This is a genomic window from Flavobacterium potami, from assembly GCF_020026915.1.
GTDB lineage: Bacteria > Bacteroidota > Bacteroidia > Flavobacteriales > Flavobacteriaceae > Flavobacterium > Flavobacterium potami.
In genome coordinates, this window is the sequence record NZ_JAINUY010000001.1 from 47,742 (window position 1) to 66,249 (window position 18,508).

At 32.8% G+C, this 18,508-nt stretch carries 19 protein-coding genes; 6 read left to right on the plus strand and 13 right to left on the minus strand.

Translation table 11 applies throughout. The features are described from left to right. Positions 1–28: 28 nt before the first annotated feature. The 7 genes from K6T82_RS00250 to K6T82_RS00280 form a co-directional block, all read right to left on the minus strand. Positions 29–988 (minus strand): hypothetical protein, encoded by a 960-nt coding sequence (locus K6T82_RS00250; RefSeq protein WP_223704025.1) that lies wholly within the window; start codon positions 986–988, stop codon positions 29–31. A gap of 2 nt (positions 989–990) precedes the next feature. Then, complete coding sequence (locus K6T82_RS00255; RefSeq protein WP_223704026.1) at positions 991–1,491, minus strand: RNA polymerase sigma factor; 501 nt, start codon at positions 1,489–1,491, stop codon at positions 991–993. Positions 1,492–1,676: 185 nt separating this feature from the next. Further along, positions 1,677–1,967, minus strand: coding sequence for a hypothetical protein (locus tag K6T82_RS00260; RefSeq protein ID WP_223704027.1), 291 nt, complete (start codon positions 1,965–1,967; stop codon positions 1,677–1,679). Then, positions 1,933–2,172 (minus strand): DUF4304 domain-containing protein, encoded by a 240-nt coding sequence (locus tag K6T82_RS00265; protein ID WP_223704028.1) that lies wholly within the window; start codon positions 2,170–2,172, stop codon positions 1,933–1,935. The genes K6T82_RS00260 and K6T82_RS00265 overlap by 35 nt, the downstream gene beginning before the upstream one ends. Positions 2,173–2,179: 7 nt before the next feature. Beyond that, complete coding sequence (locus tag K6T82_RS00270; RefSeq protein ID WP_223704029.1) at positions 2,180–3,016, minus strand: DUF6929 family protein; 837 nt, start codon at positions 3,014–3,016, stop codon at positions 2,180–2,182. 25 nt (positions 3,017–3,041) lie between these two features. After that, positions 3,042–3,692: a hypothetical protein gene (locus K6T82_RS00275; protein ID WP_223704030.1), complete on the minus strand. Its 651-nt coding sequence runs from the start codon at positions 3,690–3,692 to the stop codon at positions 3,042–3,044. Beyond that, positions 3,682–4,179, minus strand: a complete 498-nt coding sequence (locus tag K6T82_RS00280; RefSeq protein WP_223704031.1) for a hypothetical protein — start codon at positions 4,177–4,179, stop codon at positions 3,682–3,684. Before K6T82_RS00280 ends, K6T82_RS00275 begins: the two co-directional genes overlap by 11 nt. Positions 4,180–4,415: 236 nt before the next feature. Here K6T82_RS00280 and K6T82_RS00285 point away from each other — a divergent pair, with 236 nt between their 5' ends. Then, positions 4,416–5,294, plus strand: a complete 879-nt coding sequence (locus tag K6T82_RS00285; RefSeq protein ID WP_223704032.1) for a PPK2 family polyphosphate kinase — start codon at positions 4,416–4,418, stop codon at positions 5,292–5,294. A gap of 175 nt (positions 5,295–5,469) precedes the next feature. Here K6T82_RS00285 and K6T82_RS00290 read toward each other — a convergent pair whose 3' ends face one another. Continuing rightward, positions 5,470–5,988 (minus strand): hypothetical protein, encoded by a 519-nt coding sequence (locus K6T82_RS00290; protein WP_223704033.1) that lies wholly within the window; start codon positions 5,986–5,988, stop codon positions 5,470–5,472. Between the two features lie 189 nt (positions 5,989–6,177). On the opposite strand from K6T82_RS00290, the gene K6T82_RS00295 reads away from it, so the two are divergent. The 3 genes from K6T82_RS00295 to K6T82_RS00305 all read left to right on the plus strand — a co-directional run bounded on the left by K6T82_RS00295 (position 6,178) and on the right by K6T82_RS00305 (position 9,876). Next, entirely contained in the window at positions 6,178–7,560 is a 1,383-nt protein-coding gene (locus K6T82_RS00295) for an MATE family efflux transporter (protein ID WP_223704034.1), read from the plus strand. A gap of 108 nt (positions 7,561–7,668) precedes the next feature. After that, on the plus strand, positions 7,669–7,896 hold the full coding sequence (locus tag K6T82_RS00300; protein ID WP_026984926.1) for a hypothetical protein: 228 nt from the start codon (positions 7,669–7,671) through the stop codon (positions 7,894–7,896). A gap of 45 nt (positions 7,897–7,941) precedes the next feature. Next, positions 7,942–9,876, plus strand: coding sequence for an LTA synthase family protein (locus tag K6T82_RS00305; protein WP_223704035.1), 1,935 nt, complete (start codon positions 7,942–7,944; stop codon positions 9,874–9,876). Positions 9,877–10,124: 248 nt separating this feature from the next. On the opposite strand, the gene meaB is transcribed toward K6T82_RS00305, so the two are convergent. The 3 genes from meaB to K6T82_RS00320 form a co-directional block, all read right to left on the minus strand. Next, positions 10,125–11,246, minus strand: coding sequence for a methylmalonyl Co-A mutase-associated GTPase MeaB (gene meaB, locus K6T82_RS00310; protein ID WP_223704036.1), 1,122 nt, complete (start codon positions 11,244–11,246; stop codon positions 10,125–10,127). Positions 11,247–11,504: 258 nt separating this feature from the next. Beyond that, on the minus strand, positions 11,505–12,146 hold the full coding sequence (locus K6T82_RS00315; RefSeq protein ID WP_223704037.1) for an NAD(P)-dependent oxidoreductase: 642 nt from the start codon (positions 12,144–12,146) through the stop codon (positions 11,505–11,507). A 57-nt stretch (positions 12,147–12,203) separates the two neighbouring features. Then, complete coding sequence (locus K6T82_RS00320; RefSeq protein ID WP_223704038.1) at positions 12,204–12,611, minus strand: RrF2 family transcriptional regulator; 408 nt, start codon at positions 12,609–12,611, stop codon at positions 12,204–12,206. 331 nt (positions 12,612–12,942) lie between these two features. On the opposite strand from K6T82_RS00320, the gene K6T82_RS00325 reads away from it, so the two are divergent. Beyond that, positions 12,943–13,854 carry an AEC family transporter gene (locus K6T82_RS00325; protein WP_223704039.1) on the plus strand — a complete coding sequence of 304 codons (912 nt, stop codon included), beginning with the start codon at positions 12,943–12,945 and terminating at the stop codon, positions 13,852–13,854. Between the two features lie 113 nt (positions 13,855–13,967). Further along, a complete protein-coding gene (locus K6T82_RS00330; RefSeq protein WP_207295014.1) occupies positions 13,968–14,606 on the plus strand; it encodes a peroxiredoxin in 639 nt (212 codons plus the stop codon). Between the two features lie 91 nt (positions 14,607–14,697). On the opposite strand, the gene K6T82_RS00335 is transcribed toward K6T82_RS00330, so the two are convergent. Both K6T82_RS00335 and purB read right to left on the minus strand, forming a co-directional pair. Then, a complete protein-coding gene (locus K6T82_RS00335; protein ID WP_223704040.1) occupies positions 14,698–16,971 on the minus strand; it encodes a cation:proton antiporter domain-containing protein in 2,274 nt (757 codons plus the stop codon). Positions 16,972–17,148: 177 nt separating this feature from the next. Continuing rightward, positions 17,149–18,495, minus strand: a complete 1,347-nt coding sequence (gene purB, locus K6T82_RS00340; RefSeq protein WP_223704041.1) for an adenylosuccinate lyase — start codon at positions 18,493–18,495, stop codon at positions 17,149–17,151. Positions 18,496–18,508 lie beyond the last annotated feature (13 nt).

Consider the following 18,508-nt stretch of genomic DNA (forward strand, 5'->3'; position numbering starts at 1 on the left):
ACTTTGACAAAGTTTTATAGAAGTATGATTATTTTTTAGGAGTTGGTTTTCCGTTTTTTGTAGTGATAATGACAACACCTTTTTTACCTTTTTCGCCATATTTAGAAGTAGCTTCAAGATCTTGTAAAATGGTGATGGTTTTTATTTCCTGTTTGTCTAAAGGCGCATAAGGACTCGTCGGATTTTTTCCGAATAAATCATTTTCAGAGTAATAAATACCGTCGATAATGTATAAAGGTTCATCTAAAATAACGAGTGAATCTATATTTTCTGGCTCAAAATTCGGCATTTCGCTTTGCAACATTTTGTCTTTTTTAGCCTCGTCGCTATGTGCCATTGCATTTCCGTTTAGAATAATCAAAGGAGCATTTTTCTTCGCTTTTTGAGTTGGAGCAGAAGCCATTTTTGCAGATCGAAATCCATTTTCTCTTTTGTATTCCATTTCCGCAGAAACCTCTTTTTTAGAAATAAAGTCATTATCATTTTCGTCAGAAGCTTCACTTCTAACAGGTGCATTAGCAGAAACAACAACATCTGCAGCAATTTGTCCGACTGGAGCAGATGGAACAGCTTCGGCTTGTGGAACTGCTATTTCCTGAATTGCTACTCTTTCTTTATTTTTAGTTTGATTTTCTAAAATTTTAACGGCTTCTTCATTCGAAACAATTCCAGAATCTGAAGACGGATTTGATTTTTTTTGATCTAAAATTGGTTCTTGCGACTTTTTAGTTTCCTGAATCACCACTTTTTGAGTTTCTTTTACAACTTCTTTATCGGTATGTAAAAATTGAGATCCTAATGAAATTAATAATAGAAGAGAAGCGGCAAAGGCAATTTTTTTCCATAATGCAATGGTGTTTTTGTCTTCTTTTTTGTCCAGTTTTTCTTCAACTCGCGACCAGACTTTTTCCATTCCGGGAAAGTCTTTAAACTCCTCATTTAGCGAAGCTTGTTTTATTTTGTCAAATAATTTATCTTGATTGTCCATGACTATTTTGCTTTTTGATAATACAGTTTATTAACCAGTTCTTTCAGTTTGGTCTTAGCGGCATTCAATTGTGATTTTGAGGTGCCTTCGGAGATCTTCAGCATTTCGGCTATTTCTTTATGTCCGTAACCTTCTATCACAAAAAGGTTAAAAACAGTTTTACAGCCATCAGGAATGTGGTTTAATAAATTAAGTAAATCTTCTTCTTCTAATGTGTTTAGTTCGTCGACAGAAGGCTGAGAAATCAGCTTTACGTCGTCGAGATACATGTTGAAGTTGGTTGCTTTTCTGATTGTCGCCAAACAATGATTTACAGTTATTCTTTTGGCCCATGCTTCAAAAGCATAAGCTTCTTTTAACTGATCCAGTTTGGTGAAAATAGTAAAGAACGAATCGTCCAAAGCTTCTTCTATTTCTTCTTCCTTTTTTAAATATCTTTTGCAAAGGCGGTACAACTTCGGCGCCATGTATTCGTACACCTCGCGCTGCGCATCGCGGTGCATTTTTCTACAGTTTGCTATTTGAGTCTCGTTTATCACAATTGTTGTCTTTCTTATATAGAGAGATAAAAAGATAAAAAGGTTGGGACGGAGGTGAAAAAAAATATTAAAATATTTTTTTTAGGGGCAAAGGTACAGAGTTACAAAGTGACAAAGGTTTTTATTGTTGGGGCGGATATGAAAAAAGTTTATTTTTTTATTTTAATTGCATTAATTAATCTTTCCCCAAAAAAAGGAATACTTCCAAAATTATCGATGCAATCCTGCAGAGAGTTCAATTTTTCGAGTTTGGGTAATATGAAATTTTCAAAATCTGATTTTAATTCTTTATAGAAATCAGTCATATCTGTATGGTTTTCTAAAAGATAACCATTTTTGTTTCTAAATGAATGCATATTATTCTTATCGCTAACATATGAATTTTCTCTTTGATATATTATTGAATCATATATTTGAGGCTTTTTGGTAACATCTTTCATTTCTGATTTTAGAACTATTACTATATTGAAGCAAAAAATTAACTCTGTCTTTAGTGTTCCATGAAAAATTCTGTAAATTAATTAAAGTATAAAAATCCCCTTTGTCTTTCCACCAAGTTTGACCACTAGTTTTGTACTCCAAATTCTTTAGAGTTGGTTTTAAATAAGATTTTATAAACTCAAGCTGTTTTTCTTTTGCATTCATTCGGAATCTATTTAATCGGCAACGTCAATTTATAAATTTTGGTTTCTAAAGCTTCTGTATCATTGTCTTCGCAAAGTAAAAACTCAATTTTATTGTTTTCTTTTTTATAAAGAGTCAAACCTTCAAATTTGTTTGTGGAAGTTATTTTTTGAGTGAAATCTATTTTCATGGTTTTAACATCGATTCTTCCGATGAAACTTCCTAAGATTGCGCCGTCGTCGTAAGTCGATTTAGTGTCTTCTGCAGTTGAAAGGAAATAAATTTTATCATCGACCAAAATGGCATCTGTAAAACTGGAACGAACGCCTTTTATTTTTGGGAGTTTATAGTTAACAGAAATCAAAGCAAATTCTTCTCCGAGATTTTTAGCGTGAATCGTAAAAATCGTGTTTTTGTTCGAAATGCCATTTCCTCGATTGAATAAATACCAATTTTCTCCATCAAAAATAGCGCCTTCTAAATTGAAATCTTCTGGTTTTATTTCGCCAAAATTCTGCATTACAGCATATAAGTCTACTAAATTGTTTTTTTGTAAAACGGTTTTCGATTTAAGATCAAACTCAATCATTTTATTTCGGTTTTCTGTTGAACCAGAACCAAAAACATAAAGTGTATCGTTATGATGCGTTATAGATTCGAAATCGGGTTTTTGACTTTTCGGAATATTTGCCGTTGCATTGTCAATTAAAGCGTGTTGGTTTAATTGTTTGCTTTCGATATTGTATTCGTATAAGAATCCGCTATTATCGCCAATTACGTAAAGGGCGTCATTATTTAAGAATAATCCTGATGCCGAACCTATTCCGATAATTTGAAATAATATTTCTAAGGTGAATTTTTCCATGAATTGTTGTTTTGAAGTCTTTTTATTAACGTGACTTTATCTTTTTAAATGTATTGTTCTTTTCGGCTTCTGAGATTGTTTTTTCTAGAATATCAACGATTGCTTTGCTTTTTAAATTGTTGTTGTGTTCGTAATTAATATTTATATCTGAATTGTGTTCTTTCAATAAATTAAAATCATTAAAACGTTTTTCAATAATTTTATTATCATTTAAAATTTTGAAATTGCGATGACATGAATGATCTACCATCAAATGATAAATTTGATTATTAGATTTTTCATATGTAAATTTTTTAATCTCTTCTTCTTCAATACTGTTTTTATTTTTAAAGTAAATATGCCAGAAAATATTGTTATCATCTAAAGTCTCAGCGTATTTAGCACATATACTTATCTTTGTAAAATACTTTCGTCCTTTCTCAATCCAAAAAATATAAACTGGATCATTTGGAAAATCTTCAAAACAAAAATCATCCATTTCAGATGGATTTACATCATAAGCTTTAACACTACCAACACAATAATGTTCGTAAATACAAATTGTATCTATTTTTCTGGATTGAAGCTCTTTGATGTAATTAGAAACTAATTCATCAATTTTGACTTCGGGGTTTGTTTGGGCTTTTCCATTACAACTTAATAAAATGAAAAATATAAGAGCAATTTTATTTAGCATTTTGTTTTATTGCTTTATAATTATTTATTAATTCCATTGTTACTTTATTTACTTCCTCACTCAATTTTGCTACAGGTTGAAAAACGATACATTCTCCAACGCTTATGTAAACTAAATGATCATCATCTGTCAAAATTTCATTATCCAAATCAGCTTGAGCAGAACTATTCATACCGTAGGTTAAATATATTGGAGTGCCTTGGTTATAAAGTCTAATCGCTATTTCTTTAGCTCTTTTTAAAATCGCATTTTCAATATCTTTTTCTTCTTCAGCATATACTATTCTTGAGGCACATTGATAAAGGGAACAAAATCTCACATTTTTCTTTTCAGGGAGAATATTTATCGTTCCTTCAATTGGAGCTAAATCGTCAAAGCATTTTCCAAACACTTCAATGAAAGCCTTTTGTGGATTTGAGTATTCTTTATTTTGAAAGAAAACCTGATTGACGAAAAATAAAAAGAATACAATACAAATATTTTTCATTTTTGGTTTTATATTTTAATCAATAAAAATAAAATGTTCTTTTGAAAATAACTGCCTAGCCCTGATAGTAATGGAAATACTTTGAAAAGAAATTGTATTTTTTCTTGACAGAACAAAGCGACCAACGGAAGCTCTTGGAATGGCTTAGAAAAAAGCAATTTATTGAAAAGTATTGCAATGAATAGCAGGAATATGCTTCGTAAAATTAGTATATTTATAATTCAAAATTTGAAAATATGAAGTCAATAGATCCAAAAGATTTTAAAGTTGTAGAGAAAATTAAATTAAAAAAGATTCCAACTCTTTTAAATATCGACGCCGATGATGATGAAAAAGAAGATAAACTTGATAAGGTGAAAGATAAACTGAGCGATTTGCAGGATATTATGTATGCGCACAATAAATATTCGGTTTTAATTTGTCTTCAGGGAATGGATACTTCGGGAAAAGATAGTTTGATTCGAGAAGTTTTTAAAGAATTTAATCCACGTGGAGTAGTGGTGCACAGTTTTAAAACGCCAAATTCGACCGAATTGGAACACGATTATTTATGGCGTCATTATATTGCGCTTCCAGAAAAAGGAAAATTTGCCATTTTTAACAGAACGCATTACGAAAATGTTTTGGTGACCAGAGTGCATCCTGAATTTATTCTAGCAGAGAATTTACCTGGAATTAATTCTGTTGATGATATTAAACCTAAATTTTGGGAAAAGAGAATTGATCAAATTAATAATTTCGAAAAACACATTGCTGAAAACGGAACTGTTGTGATGAAATTCTTTTTGCATTTGAGTAAAGACGAACAAAAAAGCCGTTTATTACGTCGTTTGGAAGAAGGAAAGCACAATTGGAAATTTTCGCCTGGAGATTTGAAAGAACGTGCACATTGGGACGAATATCAGCAATATTATGAGGAAGCGATAAATCAGACCTCTAAAGAACATGCGCCATGGTACATAATTCCTGCTGACGATAAAGATATGGCCCGCTATATTGTAGCGAAGATTATTTGGGAAGAAATGAAACAATATACCGATATTCAGGTTCCGGCTTTGGACAAAGAGATTATGGATAATTTTGATGTTTACAAAAAGACTTTGGAGAATAGTTAATTGAGATAATTAGCCAATTAGATAATTAGATAATTTTTGATAACCCGATATTTTTTAACAAACTATCGGGTTCTTTTTTGTTGAAATTTAAACTTATATAAATTCAAAAACCCGACAGACTATTCGATCTGTCGGGTTTTTACCAAAAACAAAATAATAAATTTAAACCTATTTTTTATAGTTTAAAACCATAAGCAACACGCAATGCTACTTGATTGGTTCTAAAATCCTTGTAATCTTCGTAACGAACACTTAAGTCGATATACTTGTTAGCATATCCAATTCCTGGAGCCCATAAAAAGGTCGTTTTGTCATAACCATTAGTTACCGCAAATCCAGCACCTAGTTCTCCTAATACATAAAATTGATCTTTTAAAACAAATGCTTTAAAACCTGCTTTGGCTGGAATAAATCCAACGTCTTTTATGTTATTTCCAAGATCATCTTTTCCCATAAATAAATTTGTGAAACCTGTTGTTAAGGTCAATGATGTTTTCTTAGAAAGGTCATATTGTAAACGAACGTCTCCACCAAGAGCCCAGTCGTAATCGCCGTCGGTCGGTAATCCTCCATTTAATCCGACTCCTAATCTAAATCCTTGATCGTAATTTGTCGCTGCTGTATCTTGAGCGAAAGTCGTGTTGGCATATAAAAATGCGAAAGCAGCTAGGCATAACATTTGTAACTTTTTCATGGCTTATAATTTTGAATTATTAATATTGTAAAAGTAAAACGGAGGTATTTGCAGATTGTTATACAATTTTTAAAAATCTTTATATAATATTGAGTTCGTCTTATTTTTGTCTTAAAATTGGCATATATTTTTATTGATAGGATAGAATTCGAAGCTTCTGACTATCTTTGCCGACAAAATAGAATACAAGTGAATTTAAAGCAGTACACCAAAGAGTTTTCGTATAATTTAAGACTGGCATATCCCGTAATTTTGGGAATGGTCGGACATACTTTAATCGGTATTGTCGACAATATAATGGTTGGTAAAATCGGAAGTACAGAACTGGCGGCGGTTTCTCTTGGTAATAGCATGATTTTTATTGCAATGTCTCTCGGAATTGGTTTTTCTACAGCCATTACGCCAATTGTAGCCGAAGGTGATGCAGAAAAAAACGATACCAAAATTCGTTCGGCTTTTCATCACGGACTCTTTTTATGTACAATTTTGGGCTTGGTCCTTTTTACTGTAATTATGTTTGCTAAACCAATTATGGAATTATTGCAACAACCCGCAGATGTTATTGTATTGGCAAAACCGTATTTGGGTTGGGTTGCTTTTTCTTTGATTCCGTTGGTAATGTATCAAGGATATAAACAATTTGCAGACGGAATGTCGTTAACCAAATATTCGATGTATGCTATGGTTATGGCAAACGTTCTACATGTTGGTATTAACTACGTTTTAATTTACGGAATCTGGATTTTTCCAAAAATGGGAATTATAGGCGCCGCTTTAGGAACCGTAATTTCGAGAATATTTTTGGTCATGTTCATGCATATTATGCTTTCCAGAAGAGAAGATTTAAAGCGCTTCTTTAAAGGTTTTAGTTTTAATGAAATCCAAAAAGCAACTATAAAAAAGATTATCAGCATTGGGTTTCCTTCTGCAATGCAAATGCTTTTTGAAGTGGTTTTGTTTACCGCTTCGATCTGGCTTTGCGGAAACATCGGAAAAACAAGTCAAGCGGCCAATCAGATTGCTTTGAGTTTGGCATCTATGACATTTATGTTTGCAATGGGACTTAGCGTGACATCAATGGTGCGTGTAAGTAACCAAAGAGGTCTAATGGATTATAAAAAGCTGGTCGTTGTAGCGCGTTCTATTTTCTTGCTTGCCATAATTTTAGAAACCATTTTTGCCATTTTCTTTATCATTTTCCACGATTATCTCCCGTACATTTTCTTGAATATGGAAAATACAGGACAGATTTTAGATAATGAAGAAGTAATTGGCATTGCTTCAAAACTACTTTTAATTGCAGCGATTTTTCAAATTTCTGACGGAATTCAAGTTGTGGTTTTGGGCGCTTTACGCGGATTACAAGATGTGAAAATACCGATGTATATTACCTTTGTTGCCTATTGGGTTATCGGTTTCCCGATTTCTTATTATTTGGGAGAACATACCGAACTAAAAGCACAAGGAGTTTGGATCGGACTTTTGGCAGGTTTGACTGCGGCTGCAATTTGCTTGTATGTTCGTTTTCACTATTTAACAAAGAGATTAATAAAGAATTCAGACACAGAATAATTAAATTTGAAAAATATATTTTGCAGACTACGAAATAAAAATCCTTTTTAATCTGTAAAATCAGTGGCAAAAAAAATAAATAATCAATTAATAAAAAAATAGACACAAATGGAATTACCTAAATTTTTACTTGGAGACAATACTGATTTTCCAGACGATATTTTTATCATTCACCTTGATTACCCAAGATTTATCATCAATTTGAAAGATGATGAGGTAGAATTTTTAGAAGAAGCAGAAGATCTTGACGAAGCAGAATTAAACGCCGAAATGGAAGGTTTGATTGAAAAAGCAAATGATTTTTATGATCGTGAAATAAATCGTTACGAAGAGTAATTGTATTTATTGATTAGCACTTTTTTACGTTCTTAATATTTTATAATGAAGAATTTATCTTTTTTAAAACCTATATTTAATTTTATAGCAATCGGATTATTGATTACTACTTTAAGCCGAATCTTTTTGTTTTTTATTTTTAAAGAAAGAGTAGTACAGACACCCGATTTCTGGTATATTTTTCCAATCGGCCTTCGAATGGATTTGATATTATTGTGTTATTTGTCTTTTCTGCCGGCGCTATTGATTACTTTTTTACCTAATAAATGGATAAAATTCACCAATACATTTTTAGTCATCTACAGTTTTCTATTTCTGTTTTTAATTCTTTTTGTAGAATTAGCTTCTCCAGATTTTGTAAAACAATATGATACGCGTCCGAATAAGATTTTCTTAGATTATCTTATTTATCCAAAAGAAGTAGTCGGAATGCTTTTAAAAAGTTATCTCACTTCTATTATAGTAACATTCCTTATTTTGGGAGTTGTACTTTATTTTGCTTTTAAAAAAGGAAAAAAACTATTCTATACTTCAAATACAGATTATAAATTCAAATTAATGGTATTTCCATTATTGGCATTTTTACTGTTTTTTGGAGCACGTTCAAGTCTGACTTCAAAGCGACCAATTAATGCCAGTAATGCTGTTTTTTCTACAGATCAATTGACGAATACTCTAGGTTTAAATTCATTTTACACAGTTGCATTTGCGGCATATTCCATCAAAAACGAAGGAAATACAAAAATGTATGGTAAAATGGATGAGGCTGAGGCGATTGCTCGTGTCAAAAAATATATGATCGCTGGTCCAAATGATTTTACTGATGCTGAAATTCCGTTTTTACATGTACAGCAACCCGATTCTGTTATGAAAAAGCCATACAATTTGGTTATTTTTCTACAAGAAAGTTTAGGTGCAGAATACGTTGGAATTTTAGGTGGAAAACCATTAACGCCAGAATTTGATAAATTATCGAAAGAAGGAACTTTATTTACCAATCTATATTGCACAGGAACAAGAAGTGTCCGCGGAATTGAAGCGGTTGTAACAGGATTTTTGCCTTCGCCATCAGAAAGTGTAGTAAAACTTGGAAACTCACAACAAGGCTTTTTTACTTTAGCAGAAGCGTTAAAACAAAAAGGTTACGAAACAAGTTTCATTTATGGGGGAATGGCCAATTTTGACAATATGGCTTCGTTTTTCAACGGAAATGGTTTCAGCGATATTGTCGATCAAGAAGATTTTGATTCTGATGGAAAAAAATATGCCTTCAAAGGAACTTGGGGTTATTCTGATGAGGATTTGGTTACTAAAGCCAATCAGTATTTTAAATCAAAAGGAGACAAACCATTTTTCTCTTTGATGTTCTCAACTTCAAATCATGAACCTTTTGAATATCCAGCAGGAAGAATTAAATCTTACGATAAAAAGCCTAATACAGTAAATAATGCAATGAAATATGCAGATTTCTCTATTGGGAAATTCTTCGAAATGGCTAAAAAAGAAGCGTATTTTAAAAACACTATTTTTATTGTAATTGCAGATCATAACACAAGAACATACGGTAAGAATTTAGTTCCGATAAATAAATTCCATATTCCGGCATTTATTATGGGGCCTGGAGTTGCAAAAGGAGCCGTTTACGATCGATTGGCAAGTCAGATTGATATTCCGCCAACATTGTTAGGATATTTAGGAATGCCATTTGAAACGCCAATGGTTGGTAGAAACTTGACAAAATTAGATCCAAAAGTACAAGGAAGATCTATTATGCAGTTTAATGATATCAATGCTTTTAGAGTAGAAAACCAAGTGGTTATTATGCAGCCAAATTTGAAACCACTTCAATTCGAAATTAAAAACGATACCACTTTAATTCCTGTAAAACTAAACGAAAACTTAGCAAAAGATGCTTTGGCTCATGTTATTACAGCGGGGAATTTGTATAAAGAAAGTAAATATAAGTTGAGAAAAAAATAGGTCAAAGGGGCAAAGGCACAAAGCGAAAAAGGTTCAAAGTTTTTTACTTTGGACCTTTTCATTTTTTAGTGAAATATTGAAAACGCAAAGATTTGTCATTTCGACGAAGGAGAAATCACACTAGAAACTCGTCAAAGATTGGTGACTTACTTTATGGAATTTCGCGTGTGATTTCTCCTTCGTCGAAATGACAAGATTGTGTTTATGTTTAAGGAAAAATAGAAAGGTGAGCAAAGCGATATCTTTTTTTACTCTGAACCTTTGTCCCTTTGAGCCTTTGCACCTTTATCAAAATACAATTTTAATAACTGAGAAGCAGCTGCAAACGATGAAATTTCATTGTTTTGCACTGCTTTTTTGCTTTTTTCTAATAGTGAAACAATTTCAGGTTGATTGAAGAAATTTTGTTTCAACTCTTCATTGATGGTTTCCAGCATCCAGAAATGATTTTGTTCGTTTCTTTTTTCTTGGAAAAAGCCGCTTTCTTTTGTCAGTTCGAAATAATTAGAAATGGTATTCCAAACTTCTGGAATTCCGTCTTTTGTTAGCGAACTGCAAGTGGTAACTTTTGGTTGCCAATTTGATTTTTTGGAAGGAAACAAATGCAGCGCTCTATTAAATTCTACTTTCGCTTGATTTGCTTTTTTGATATTATCTCCGTCTGCTTTATTGATTACGATAGCATCTGCCATTTCCATAATGCCACGTTTGATGCCTTGAAGTTCATCGCCTGCGCCAGAAATTTTTAAAAGCAAAAAGAAATCGACCATGCTATGAACAGCCGTTTCACTTTGACCAACACCAACGGTTTCAATAATAATAGTATCAAAACCAGCAGCTTCGCAAAGAATAATTGTTTCTCGAGTTTTGCGAGCGACACCGCCCAAAGTTTCGCCAGAAGCGCTTGGTCGAATAAAAGCATTTTCGTCTTTAACCAATTCCTCCATTCGAGTTTTATCGCCGAGAATACTTCCATGAGAAAGCGAACTGCTCGGGTCAACTGCCAGAACGGCTACTTTTTTTCCAAGTTCTGTCAGATGTTTTCCAAAAGCTTCAATAAAAGTACTTTTTCCAACACCAGGAACACCCGTAATTCCAATACGAATTGATTTATTAGCATGAGTTAAACAACCTTGAACCACTTCACTAGCTTTTTCGAAATGATCTGGATTAGTACTTTCAATTAAAGTAATAGCTCGACTTAAAGAAGTTCTGTTGCCTTCTAAAATACCATTAATTAATTCCTGAGAAGTGGGTTGCTGTCTGCGTTTGTTTTTAATTTGATTGATAGCCGAAATGTTGGTGATTTCGGGTGGTGAAATTCCAGCTTTTTCAGATGTACTGCCGGCTTGTTGATTAGAATTTGACAAAACGCACTTTTTAGAAACGTAAAAGTACAGAAAACAAAAACAGTTTCAAAAAGTTAGTTCGCCATGAATTACACGAATTATCACTAATTTGTTATTATCAAAATGAGCTAAAAAAAAATAGCCACGAATTCACGAATTTTCTTTTGAAAAACTATATCTGATATTATCATTCGAATTAATTCGAAAAATAATCTCAAAGATTTTAAAAAGAAAATTCGTGAATTCGTGGCAAAAAAAACTTAGAATCTTAGCAACTTTTTAGTAGCCTGCTGTAAACCTAACTTGGTGATGTTTTGGATTTTCTGCTTCATCAGCGATAACAACAGCTAAATCTTCTACAGATAAAATACTTCTTTGCTCTTCGTTGAAAACTGGATTTTCTAATCCTAAACGATATTTTCCAGTTCTTCCAGTTTTAGTTCCAGCATGCATTTCGAAAGCAGGACTAAAGAATGCCCAGTCTAGATCTTTTTCTTCTTTGATGATATTTAGATAATGTCTTGCAGCGTTTGCACCAGGGAAAATTTCTTTTGGAAAATCTTGCGTATCAACCGCTTGTAAATCTGGAGCAACGTATAAACTTCCTGCACCACCGATCGTAATAAAACGTCTAACGCCCGATTTTTTAACCGCTTCTTGAATCGCTTTAGAACCTGCTAAAAAGTCATCGTAAATATTTGGGTTTGTCCATCCTGGATTATAAGCATTGATAACGGCATCGTGTCCTTTTAAGATTTCCGACAAAGCATCAACATTAAAAATATCTGCAGCAACCCAAGTTGCATTTGCTGTGTCTTTTGGAGTTCTTGCAATAGCAGTGATTTCGTGTTTTCTGTCTGCTAATTCGTTTAAAATTGCTGAGCCAACAAATCCTGTAGCTCCGATAAGTGCGATTTTCATAATATATAAATTTATTTAGTAATAAAAAATGTTACAGTTTAGGTTAAAAAAATAGTTTTAAAATTGATTCGAAAAATCTTCCAATGAAATTCCTTCCAGTTGTGCACCGACTTTTTGGTTCATTTCGCTATACAAATTCTCCAAATGCTGATTGATGTTTTTTCCAACAGGACAATCAGGATTCGGCTGATTTTTAGCAAAGCCTAAACCAATTGTTTCAAAGGTCATTTCGAATATTTGTTTTAAAGTCAGTTCAGCAGCGTTTACTGCTAATTTGGTACCGCCATTTTTTCCTTCTTTACTTTCTACAATATGATGTGCTTTTAAATTGGCAATTTCTTTTCGAACCAAAACAGGATTTAAATTCATACTTCCTGCAATAAACTCCGACGACAAATAATCGTTTGGAAATTTATGCAGCAGCGTAAGAATGTGAATCGTTATGGCAAATTTACCTGAAATCATACTGTAATAAAATATGTTACAAATTTACGTGTTTTTGCAACACAAAATACTAATTTAACTATTTTTTTTGAAATGAGTGAGTAGTAATTAGTGAAAAGTGATTGGTAGTTAGTTGTTTGTGATTAGTAAATAGTAAATAGTAAATAGTAAATAGTGAATAGTGAATAGTGAATAGTGAATAGTGAATAGTAAATCGGGATAAGCTATTTATAGATGTTACATTTTTAACAAAAGCAAAATACAAGTTATGGTTACCACAAAAGGCTAATTACTAATCACTTTTCACTAATCACTAAAATATAAATACCTATTTTTGTTATGATCTTACAATATGAACAACTTTATTCTAATATTTCTATTTCTTTCACTTGGATTGATTTTACAGCGAGTAAAACAATTTCCGACTCATATTTACAAGACACTAAATAAAATTGTCATTTATTTTTGCCTTCCAGCAATTACTTTATATCACATTCCGAAAATAAAATGGAGTAATGACTTATTGTTTCCAATAGGAGCGGGTTGGATTACTTATATTTTAGCTTTTGTCTTTTTTCATTTTTTAGGAAGAAGGAATGGCTGGTCGAATAAAATGATTGGATGTTTGATTTTGACAGCAGGATTAAGCAACAGTTCTTTTCTAGGTTATCCAATTATTGAGGCTCTGTTTGGAAAGAAAGGTTTAGAAACTGCTGTTTTGGTAGATCAACCGGGAACTTTTGTTGTGGTTTCTACTTTAGGAGTTTTTACAGCAGCATTTTATTCTAAAGGAAGTCCAGATGCTTTGGGAATCTTTAAAAAGATTATTTTCTTTCCGCCTTTTATAATGTTTGTTATTGCTTGTCTAATGAATGTTTTTCAAGTCGATTTAAGCGAAAATCTTCAATCTGCATTATTAAAAATTGGAAGTTTGGTAACTCCTCTTGCATTGCTTTCGGTTGGTTTACAATTAACTTTCGATAAAAAAAGTCAACACTGGAAATTTTTACGTCTGGGACTTTTCTTTAAATTGCTTTTGGTTCCTTTTGTAATTTTTGTGCTTTACGTTTTCATTTTCAACCAACATTCTGAAGTAATAAAAATAACCATAATGGAAACCGCAATGGCGCCCATGATTACAGGTGCAATTTTGGCTTCAACATACGGATTAAAACCAAAATTGAGCAGTATGATGATTGGTTTCGGAATACCAATTTCTTTTGTAACACTTGCTTTTTGGTACTTCATTCTTACTTTTATTTAGGAGTAAAATAGTAATTATATCGACAAAGTAGAATTTTAACTTTTTTTTACCTTTTGAATGTTTTCTACATGTATTTTTTAGTTAATTTTAGAGGAACTAAAAAAGATAAAATTATGTCAACATTAAGATTAGGCGATATAGCTCCAGATTTCCACGCAGAAACCACGCAGGGACCGATTAATTTTCATGAATGGTTAGGAGATTCTTGGGGTGTTTTATTTTCGCATCCAGCAGATTTTACTCCTGTTTGTACTACTGAATTAGGAACTGTAGCGAACTATGTTCCAGAATTTCAAAAGAGAAATACCAAGGTTATTGCTTTGAGTGTAGACGGTTTAGACTCACACAAAGAATGGATTAAAGACATCAACGAAACTCAAAATACAGAAGTAAATTTCCCAATTATTGCAGATGAGGATAAAAAAGTAGCAAATCTTTATGATATGTTGCATCCAAACGCAAGTGACAAATTTACAGTGCGTTCTGTTTTTGTGATCGGACCAGATAAAAAAATCAAATTGACTTTGACATATCCAGCTTCTACAGGAAGAAATTTTGACGAATTACTTCGTGTAATCGACAGTTTACAATTGACTGCAAATTACAGTGTTGCAACGCCAGCAAACTGGAAAGATGGAGAAGATGTGGTTATAGCTCCTGCAATTCCAGACAGCGATATTCCAGCAAAATTCCCGAAAGGACATACGCCAATTAAACCTTATTTGCGTTTGACGCCGCAGCCGAATAAGTAATTTAAAGGGACAAAGGTTCAAAGGGACAGAGGAACAAAGTTTAAAGGCTGCTATTTTTCCAAATGGAAAAATAGCAGCCTTTAATTTTTAACTAGGCCTTTGGACCTTTGTCCCTTTGAATCTTTGCACCTTCAAAAGTGAACAAAGCCGTCATTCTTTTTTTATCTCCTACAACCCAGAGAATATCATTTTTTTCTAGAATTAAACTAGATTCAGGATTAAGGATGCGATTTCCATTTCGTTCAATTCCGACAACCATTCCGTCTGTTTTGGCTCTGAATTGTCCGATGCTTTTTTGGATGAATTCCTCTTGTGAAACTTCTAGTTGACGCAATACAATATCTGTCTCTTGTATTTTTGTTGGAGCTTCAGTCTCATTTTGCGTTAGAAATTTTGTGAATTCAGCAATTTGGGCGTCGGTTCCAATTACACAAATTTCATCTCCAGGAAATAAACGTTCGTTTTTAGTAGGAATCGGAATAGTGACTTCACCTCGTTTAATGTAGGCAATATTGATTCCTAATTGCTCACGGATTTTAAGTTCCTGTAAAGTTTGTCCAACCAAATTGGATTCTTTTTTAATTTCAAAGAAAGACATGTGTCCGTCCCAAGGCATTAAATTGGCATATCTTCTATCGATCTTTTTGTTTTCGCGATCGTTAAGGTTTTTCAAAAAGTGATTTTCAATCTTATGATATTGTTCATTTAATTTTTTAGGGAATATCTGATAAGCTCCAATTGCAATAATAAGCGCAACAAAAGCAACTAAAGGAGAGAAGAAAATATTCAACAAAAATCCGACGAAGAACAATCCAAGGCTCATTCTAATTAATATTAACATTAATAATGCTCCACGATATTTACGCTCTTCCCATAAAATTTCAACTTCATCAACTTTAACACGACGAAGCGATAGTGCCCATAAAAAAGGTGCAATAATGACTAAAGTTAGCAAAGCAGCTAAAGTATTTCCAAATCTTGTATCGGCGACTAAAGGCGCAACAAATTTAGATGACAATAAAATTATAGCAGTAATGATAATAGTATGAAGAATAATCTGTGTAACCGATGAACGAAGTACAATTTGCCAAGTACTTACCGATTTGATAGCTTGCGCATTGACACTATATCGATTAATATTTTTAACCCATCTTTTTGGCATTTTCGATTCCAGAAACAAAGCAAAACGCTCTGAATATTTAATTAAAAAAGGGGTTGTAAAAGTGGTAATCGCTGAGACTGCTACAATTATCGGATATAAAAAATCACTCGTAACTTTCAAAGTCATTCCCAGAGTTGCAATAATAAAAGAGAACTCTCCAATTTGCGCTAAGCTCATTCCTGTTTGAACCGATTGTTTTAAAGGCTGTCCAGAAATTAATGCACCAATCGAAGAACTAAATGCTTTTCCGAAAATTGTGATAAGTGTAATTAACGCAACAGGAAGTGCATAAGTCAATAAAGTGTTCGGATTAATTAACATTCCTACAGATACGAAGAAAACGGCACCAAATAAATCTTTTACGGGCTGAATTAAGTGTTCGATTTTTTCTGCCATAGTAGTTTCAGCAATAATAGATCCCATGATAAAAGCTCCCAATGCAGGAGAGAAACCAACATTTGCCGCAAAAACTACCATCATCAAACATAATGCTAACGAAATAATTAGAAGCATTTCATCTGTCAAAAGATGTTTGGCCTTTTTTAGAATAGTTGGAATAATAAAGATTCCTCCCAAAAACCAAATAATTAAAAAGAAAACTAATTTTAAAACAGATTGCAATAATTCGCCTCCAGAAACCTGATCGCTAACTGCAATAGTTGATAATAAAACGAGCATTAAAATCGCTACAATGTCTTCAACGATTAAAGCTCCAAATACAATTCCGACGAACTTTTTTCCTTTTACTCCCAATTCATCAAAAGCTCTAATGATAATAGTTGTAGATGAAATCGAAAGTGTTGCGCCAAGAAAAATACTATCCATTTTTCCCCAGCCCATCCATTGTCCAACACAAAAACCGATCAAAGTCATAAACATGATCTGGGTTATGGCGGTGACAGATGAAGTTCCTCCAACTTTCATTAGTTTTTTAAAGCTGAATTCTAATCCCAAACTGAAAAGTAAAAATATAACCCCAATTTCGGCCCAGACTTCGACGCTTTTCATGTCAGTTATAGAAGGGAAAAAATCAAAATGGTTTCCGGCTAAAAATCCTGCAATCAGGTAACCTAGAACCAAAGGTTGTTTCATTCTTTTAAATAATAGGACGGCAATTCCGGCAGTCATCAGGATTAATCCCAAATCACTAATTAAAGGTTGTAAGTGGTGCGTACTTTCGGCTGCGGCATTTAGTGCAATCATATAAAAAAGTGGTATTTCTTTAAAGAGTTGATCCAGTTTTTTTCATTTGAAATGAAATTCACAAAACTTTATTTGCGTAAAATCTAAGTGAATAATCTGGGTAAATAACTCCAAATTAAATAAAAAAAGCTATCTCGATAAAGATAGCTTTTTTTGGGAAAATATTTAGGATTTTCTTTAAATTCCTGTGTAATTACTAGGAGTAATTGCTAATAATTCTGCTCTAACTGAATCAGAAACTTCCAATGTTGCAATAAAATTATGAATTGCATTTTTATCAATTGCTTCGTTAGTTCTTGTTAAACCTTTTAAAGCCTCATATGGATTTGGATAAGCTTCACGACGCAAAATAGTCTGAATTGCTTCTGCTACAACTGCCCAGTTTTTCTCTAAATCTTCAGCAAATTTACTTTCGTTTAAAAGCAGTTTGTTCAAACCTTTTAGAGTAGCTTCAAAAGCAATAATTGTATGCCCAAACGGAACTCCAACGTTACGTAAAACAGTACTGTCAGTTAAATCACGCTGTAATCTTGAAATAGGTAATTTAGCAGCTAAATGTTCGAAAATAGCATTTGCAATTCCTAAGTTTCCTTCAGAATTTTCAAAATCAATTGGGTTTACTTTATGTGGCATTGCAGAAGAACCAATTTCTCCAGCTTTGATTTTTTGTTTAAAATAATCCATCGAAACATACGTCCAGATATCGCGATCTAAATCGATAATAATCGTGTTGATTCTTTTTAAAGCATCAAAGAAAGCAGCAAAATGATCGTAATGTTCGATTTGAGTGGTCGGGAAAGAATGTTTTAAACCAAGATCGGTTTCAACAAATTTATTTCCGAATTGTTTCCAGTCAATTTGTGGATAGGCAACGTGATGCGCATTAAAGTTTCCTGTCGCTCCGCCAAATTTAGCAGCAAACGGAACATTAAATAACAAACGCATCTGTTCTTCTAAACGCTCAACAAATACCAAAATTTCTTTTCCTAAACGAGTAGGAGAGGCCGGTTGTCCGTGCGTACGTGCCAACATTGGAATGTCTTTCCACTCCACGCTTAATTCTTTTAATTTTGCAATTACAGAAATTAAAGTTGGCATATAAACTTGCTCAAACGCTTCTTTTGTAGAAAGCGGAATGGCAGTGTTGTTAATATCTTGAGATGTTAATCCGAAGTGAATGAACTCTTTGTATTGAGATAAACCTAATTTTTCAAAAGCATCTTTAATGAAGTATTCAACCGCTTTTACGTCGTGATTGGTTACTTTCTCTGTTTCTTTAATCCAAAGTGCATCTTCAGTCGAGAAGTTTTTGTAGATGTTTCTCAAGCTTTCAAATAAAGAAGCATCAATACCTTGTAATTGCGGTAATGGAATTTGGCATAAAGCAATGAAGTATTCCACTTCAACCAAAACACGGTATTTTATTAAAGCCTCTTCGGAGAAAAAAGGTGCTAAATTTTGAGTTTTATTTCTATATCGTCCATCAATTGGAGATATAGCATTCAATTCGTTTAGAGTAGTCATTGTTATGTTGTTT

Bases quoted from the DNA above. Each gene is read 5' to 3' on its own strand.
- K6T82_RS00250 (WP_223704025.1), bottom strand. From the start codon at position 988: ATGGACAATCAAGATAAATTATTTGACAAAATAAAACAAGCTTCGCTA.
- K6T82_RS00255 (WP_223704026.1), bottom strand. From the start codon at position 1,491: ATGCACCGCGATGCGCAGCGCGAGGTGTACGAATACATGGCGCCGAAG.
- K6T82_RS00260 (WP_223704027.1), bottom strand. From the start codon at position 1,967: ATGAAAGATGTTACCAAAAAGCCTCAAATATATGATTCAATAATATAT.
- K6T82_RS00265 (WP_223704028.1), bottom strand. From the start codon at position 2,172: ATGAATGCAAAAGAAAAACAGCTTGAGTTTATAAAATCTTATTTAAAA.
- K6T82_RS00270 (WP_223704029.1), bottom strand. From the start codon at position 3,016: ATGGAAAAATTCACCTTAGAAATATTATTTCAAATTATCGGAATAGGT.
- K6T82_RS00275 (WP_223704030.1), bottom strand. From the start codon at position 3,692: ATGCTAAATAAAATTGCTCTTATATTTTTCATTTTATTAAGTTGTAAT.
- K6T82_RS00280 (WP_223704031.1), bottom strand. From the start codon at position 4,179: ATGAAAAATATTTGTATTGTATTCTTTTTATTTTTCGTCAATCAGGTT.
- K6T82_RS00285 (WP_223704032.1), top strand. From the start codon at position 4,416: ATGAAGTCAATAGATCCAAAAGATTTTAAAGTTGTAGAGAAAATTAAA.
- K6T82_RS00290 (WP_223704033.1), bottom strand. From the start codon at position 5,988: ATGAAAAAGTTACAAATGTTATGCCTAGCTGCTTTCGCATTTTTATAT.
- K6T82_RS00300 (WP_026984926.1), top strand. From the start codon at position 7,669: ATGGAATTACCTAAATTTTTACTTGGAGACAATACTGATTTTCCAGAC.
- K6T82_RS00305 (WP_223704035.1), top strand. From the start codon at position 7,942: ATGAAGAATTTATCTTTTTTAAAACCTATATTTAATTTTATAGCAATC.
- K6T82_RS00315 (WP_223704037.1), bottom strand. From the start codon at position 12,146: ATGAAAATCGCACTTATCGGAGCTACAGGATTTGTTGGCTCAGCAATT.
- K6T82_RS00320 (WP_223704038.1), bottom strand. From the start codon at position 12,611: ATGATTTCAGGTAAATTTGCCATAACGATTCACATTCTTACGCTGCTG.
- K6T82_RS00325 (WP_223704039.1), top strand. From the start codon at position 12,943: ATGAACAACTTTATTCTAATATTTCTATTTCTTTCACTTGGATTGATT.
- K6T82_RS00330 (WP_207295014.1), top strand. From the start codon at position 13,968: ATGTCAACATTAAGATTAGGCGATATAGCTCCAGATTTCCACGCAGAA.
- K6T82_RS00335 (WP_223704040.1), bottom strand. From the start codon at position 16,971: ATGATTGCACTAAATGCCGCAGCCGAAAGTACGCACCACTTACAACCT.
- purB (WP_223704041.1), bottom strand. From the start codon at position 18,495: ATGACTACTCTAAACGAATTGAATGCTATATCTCCAATTGATGGACGA.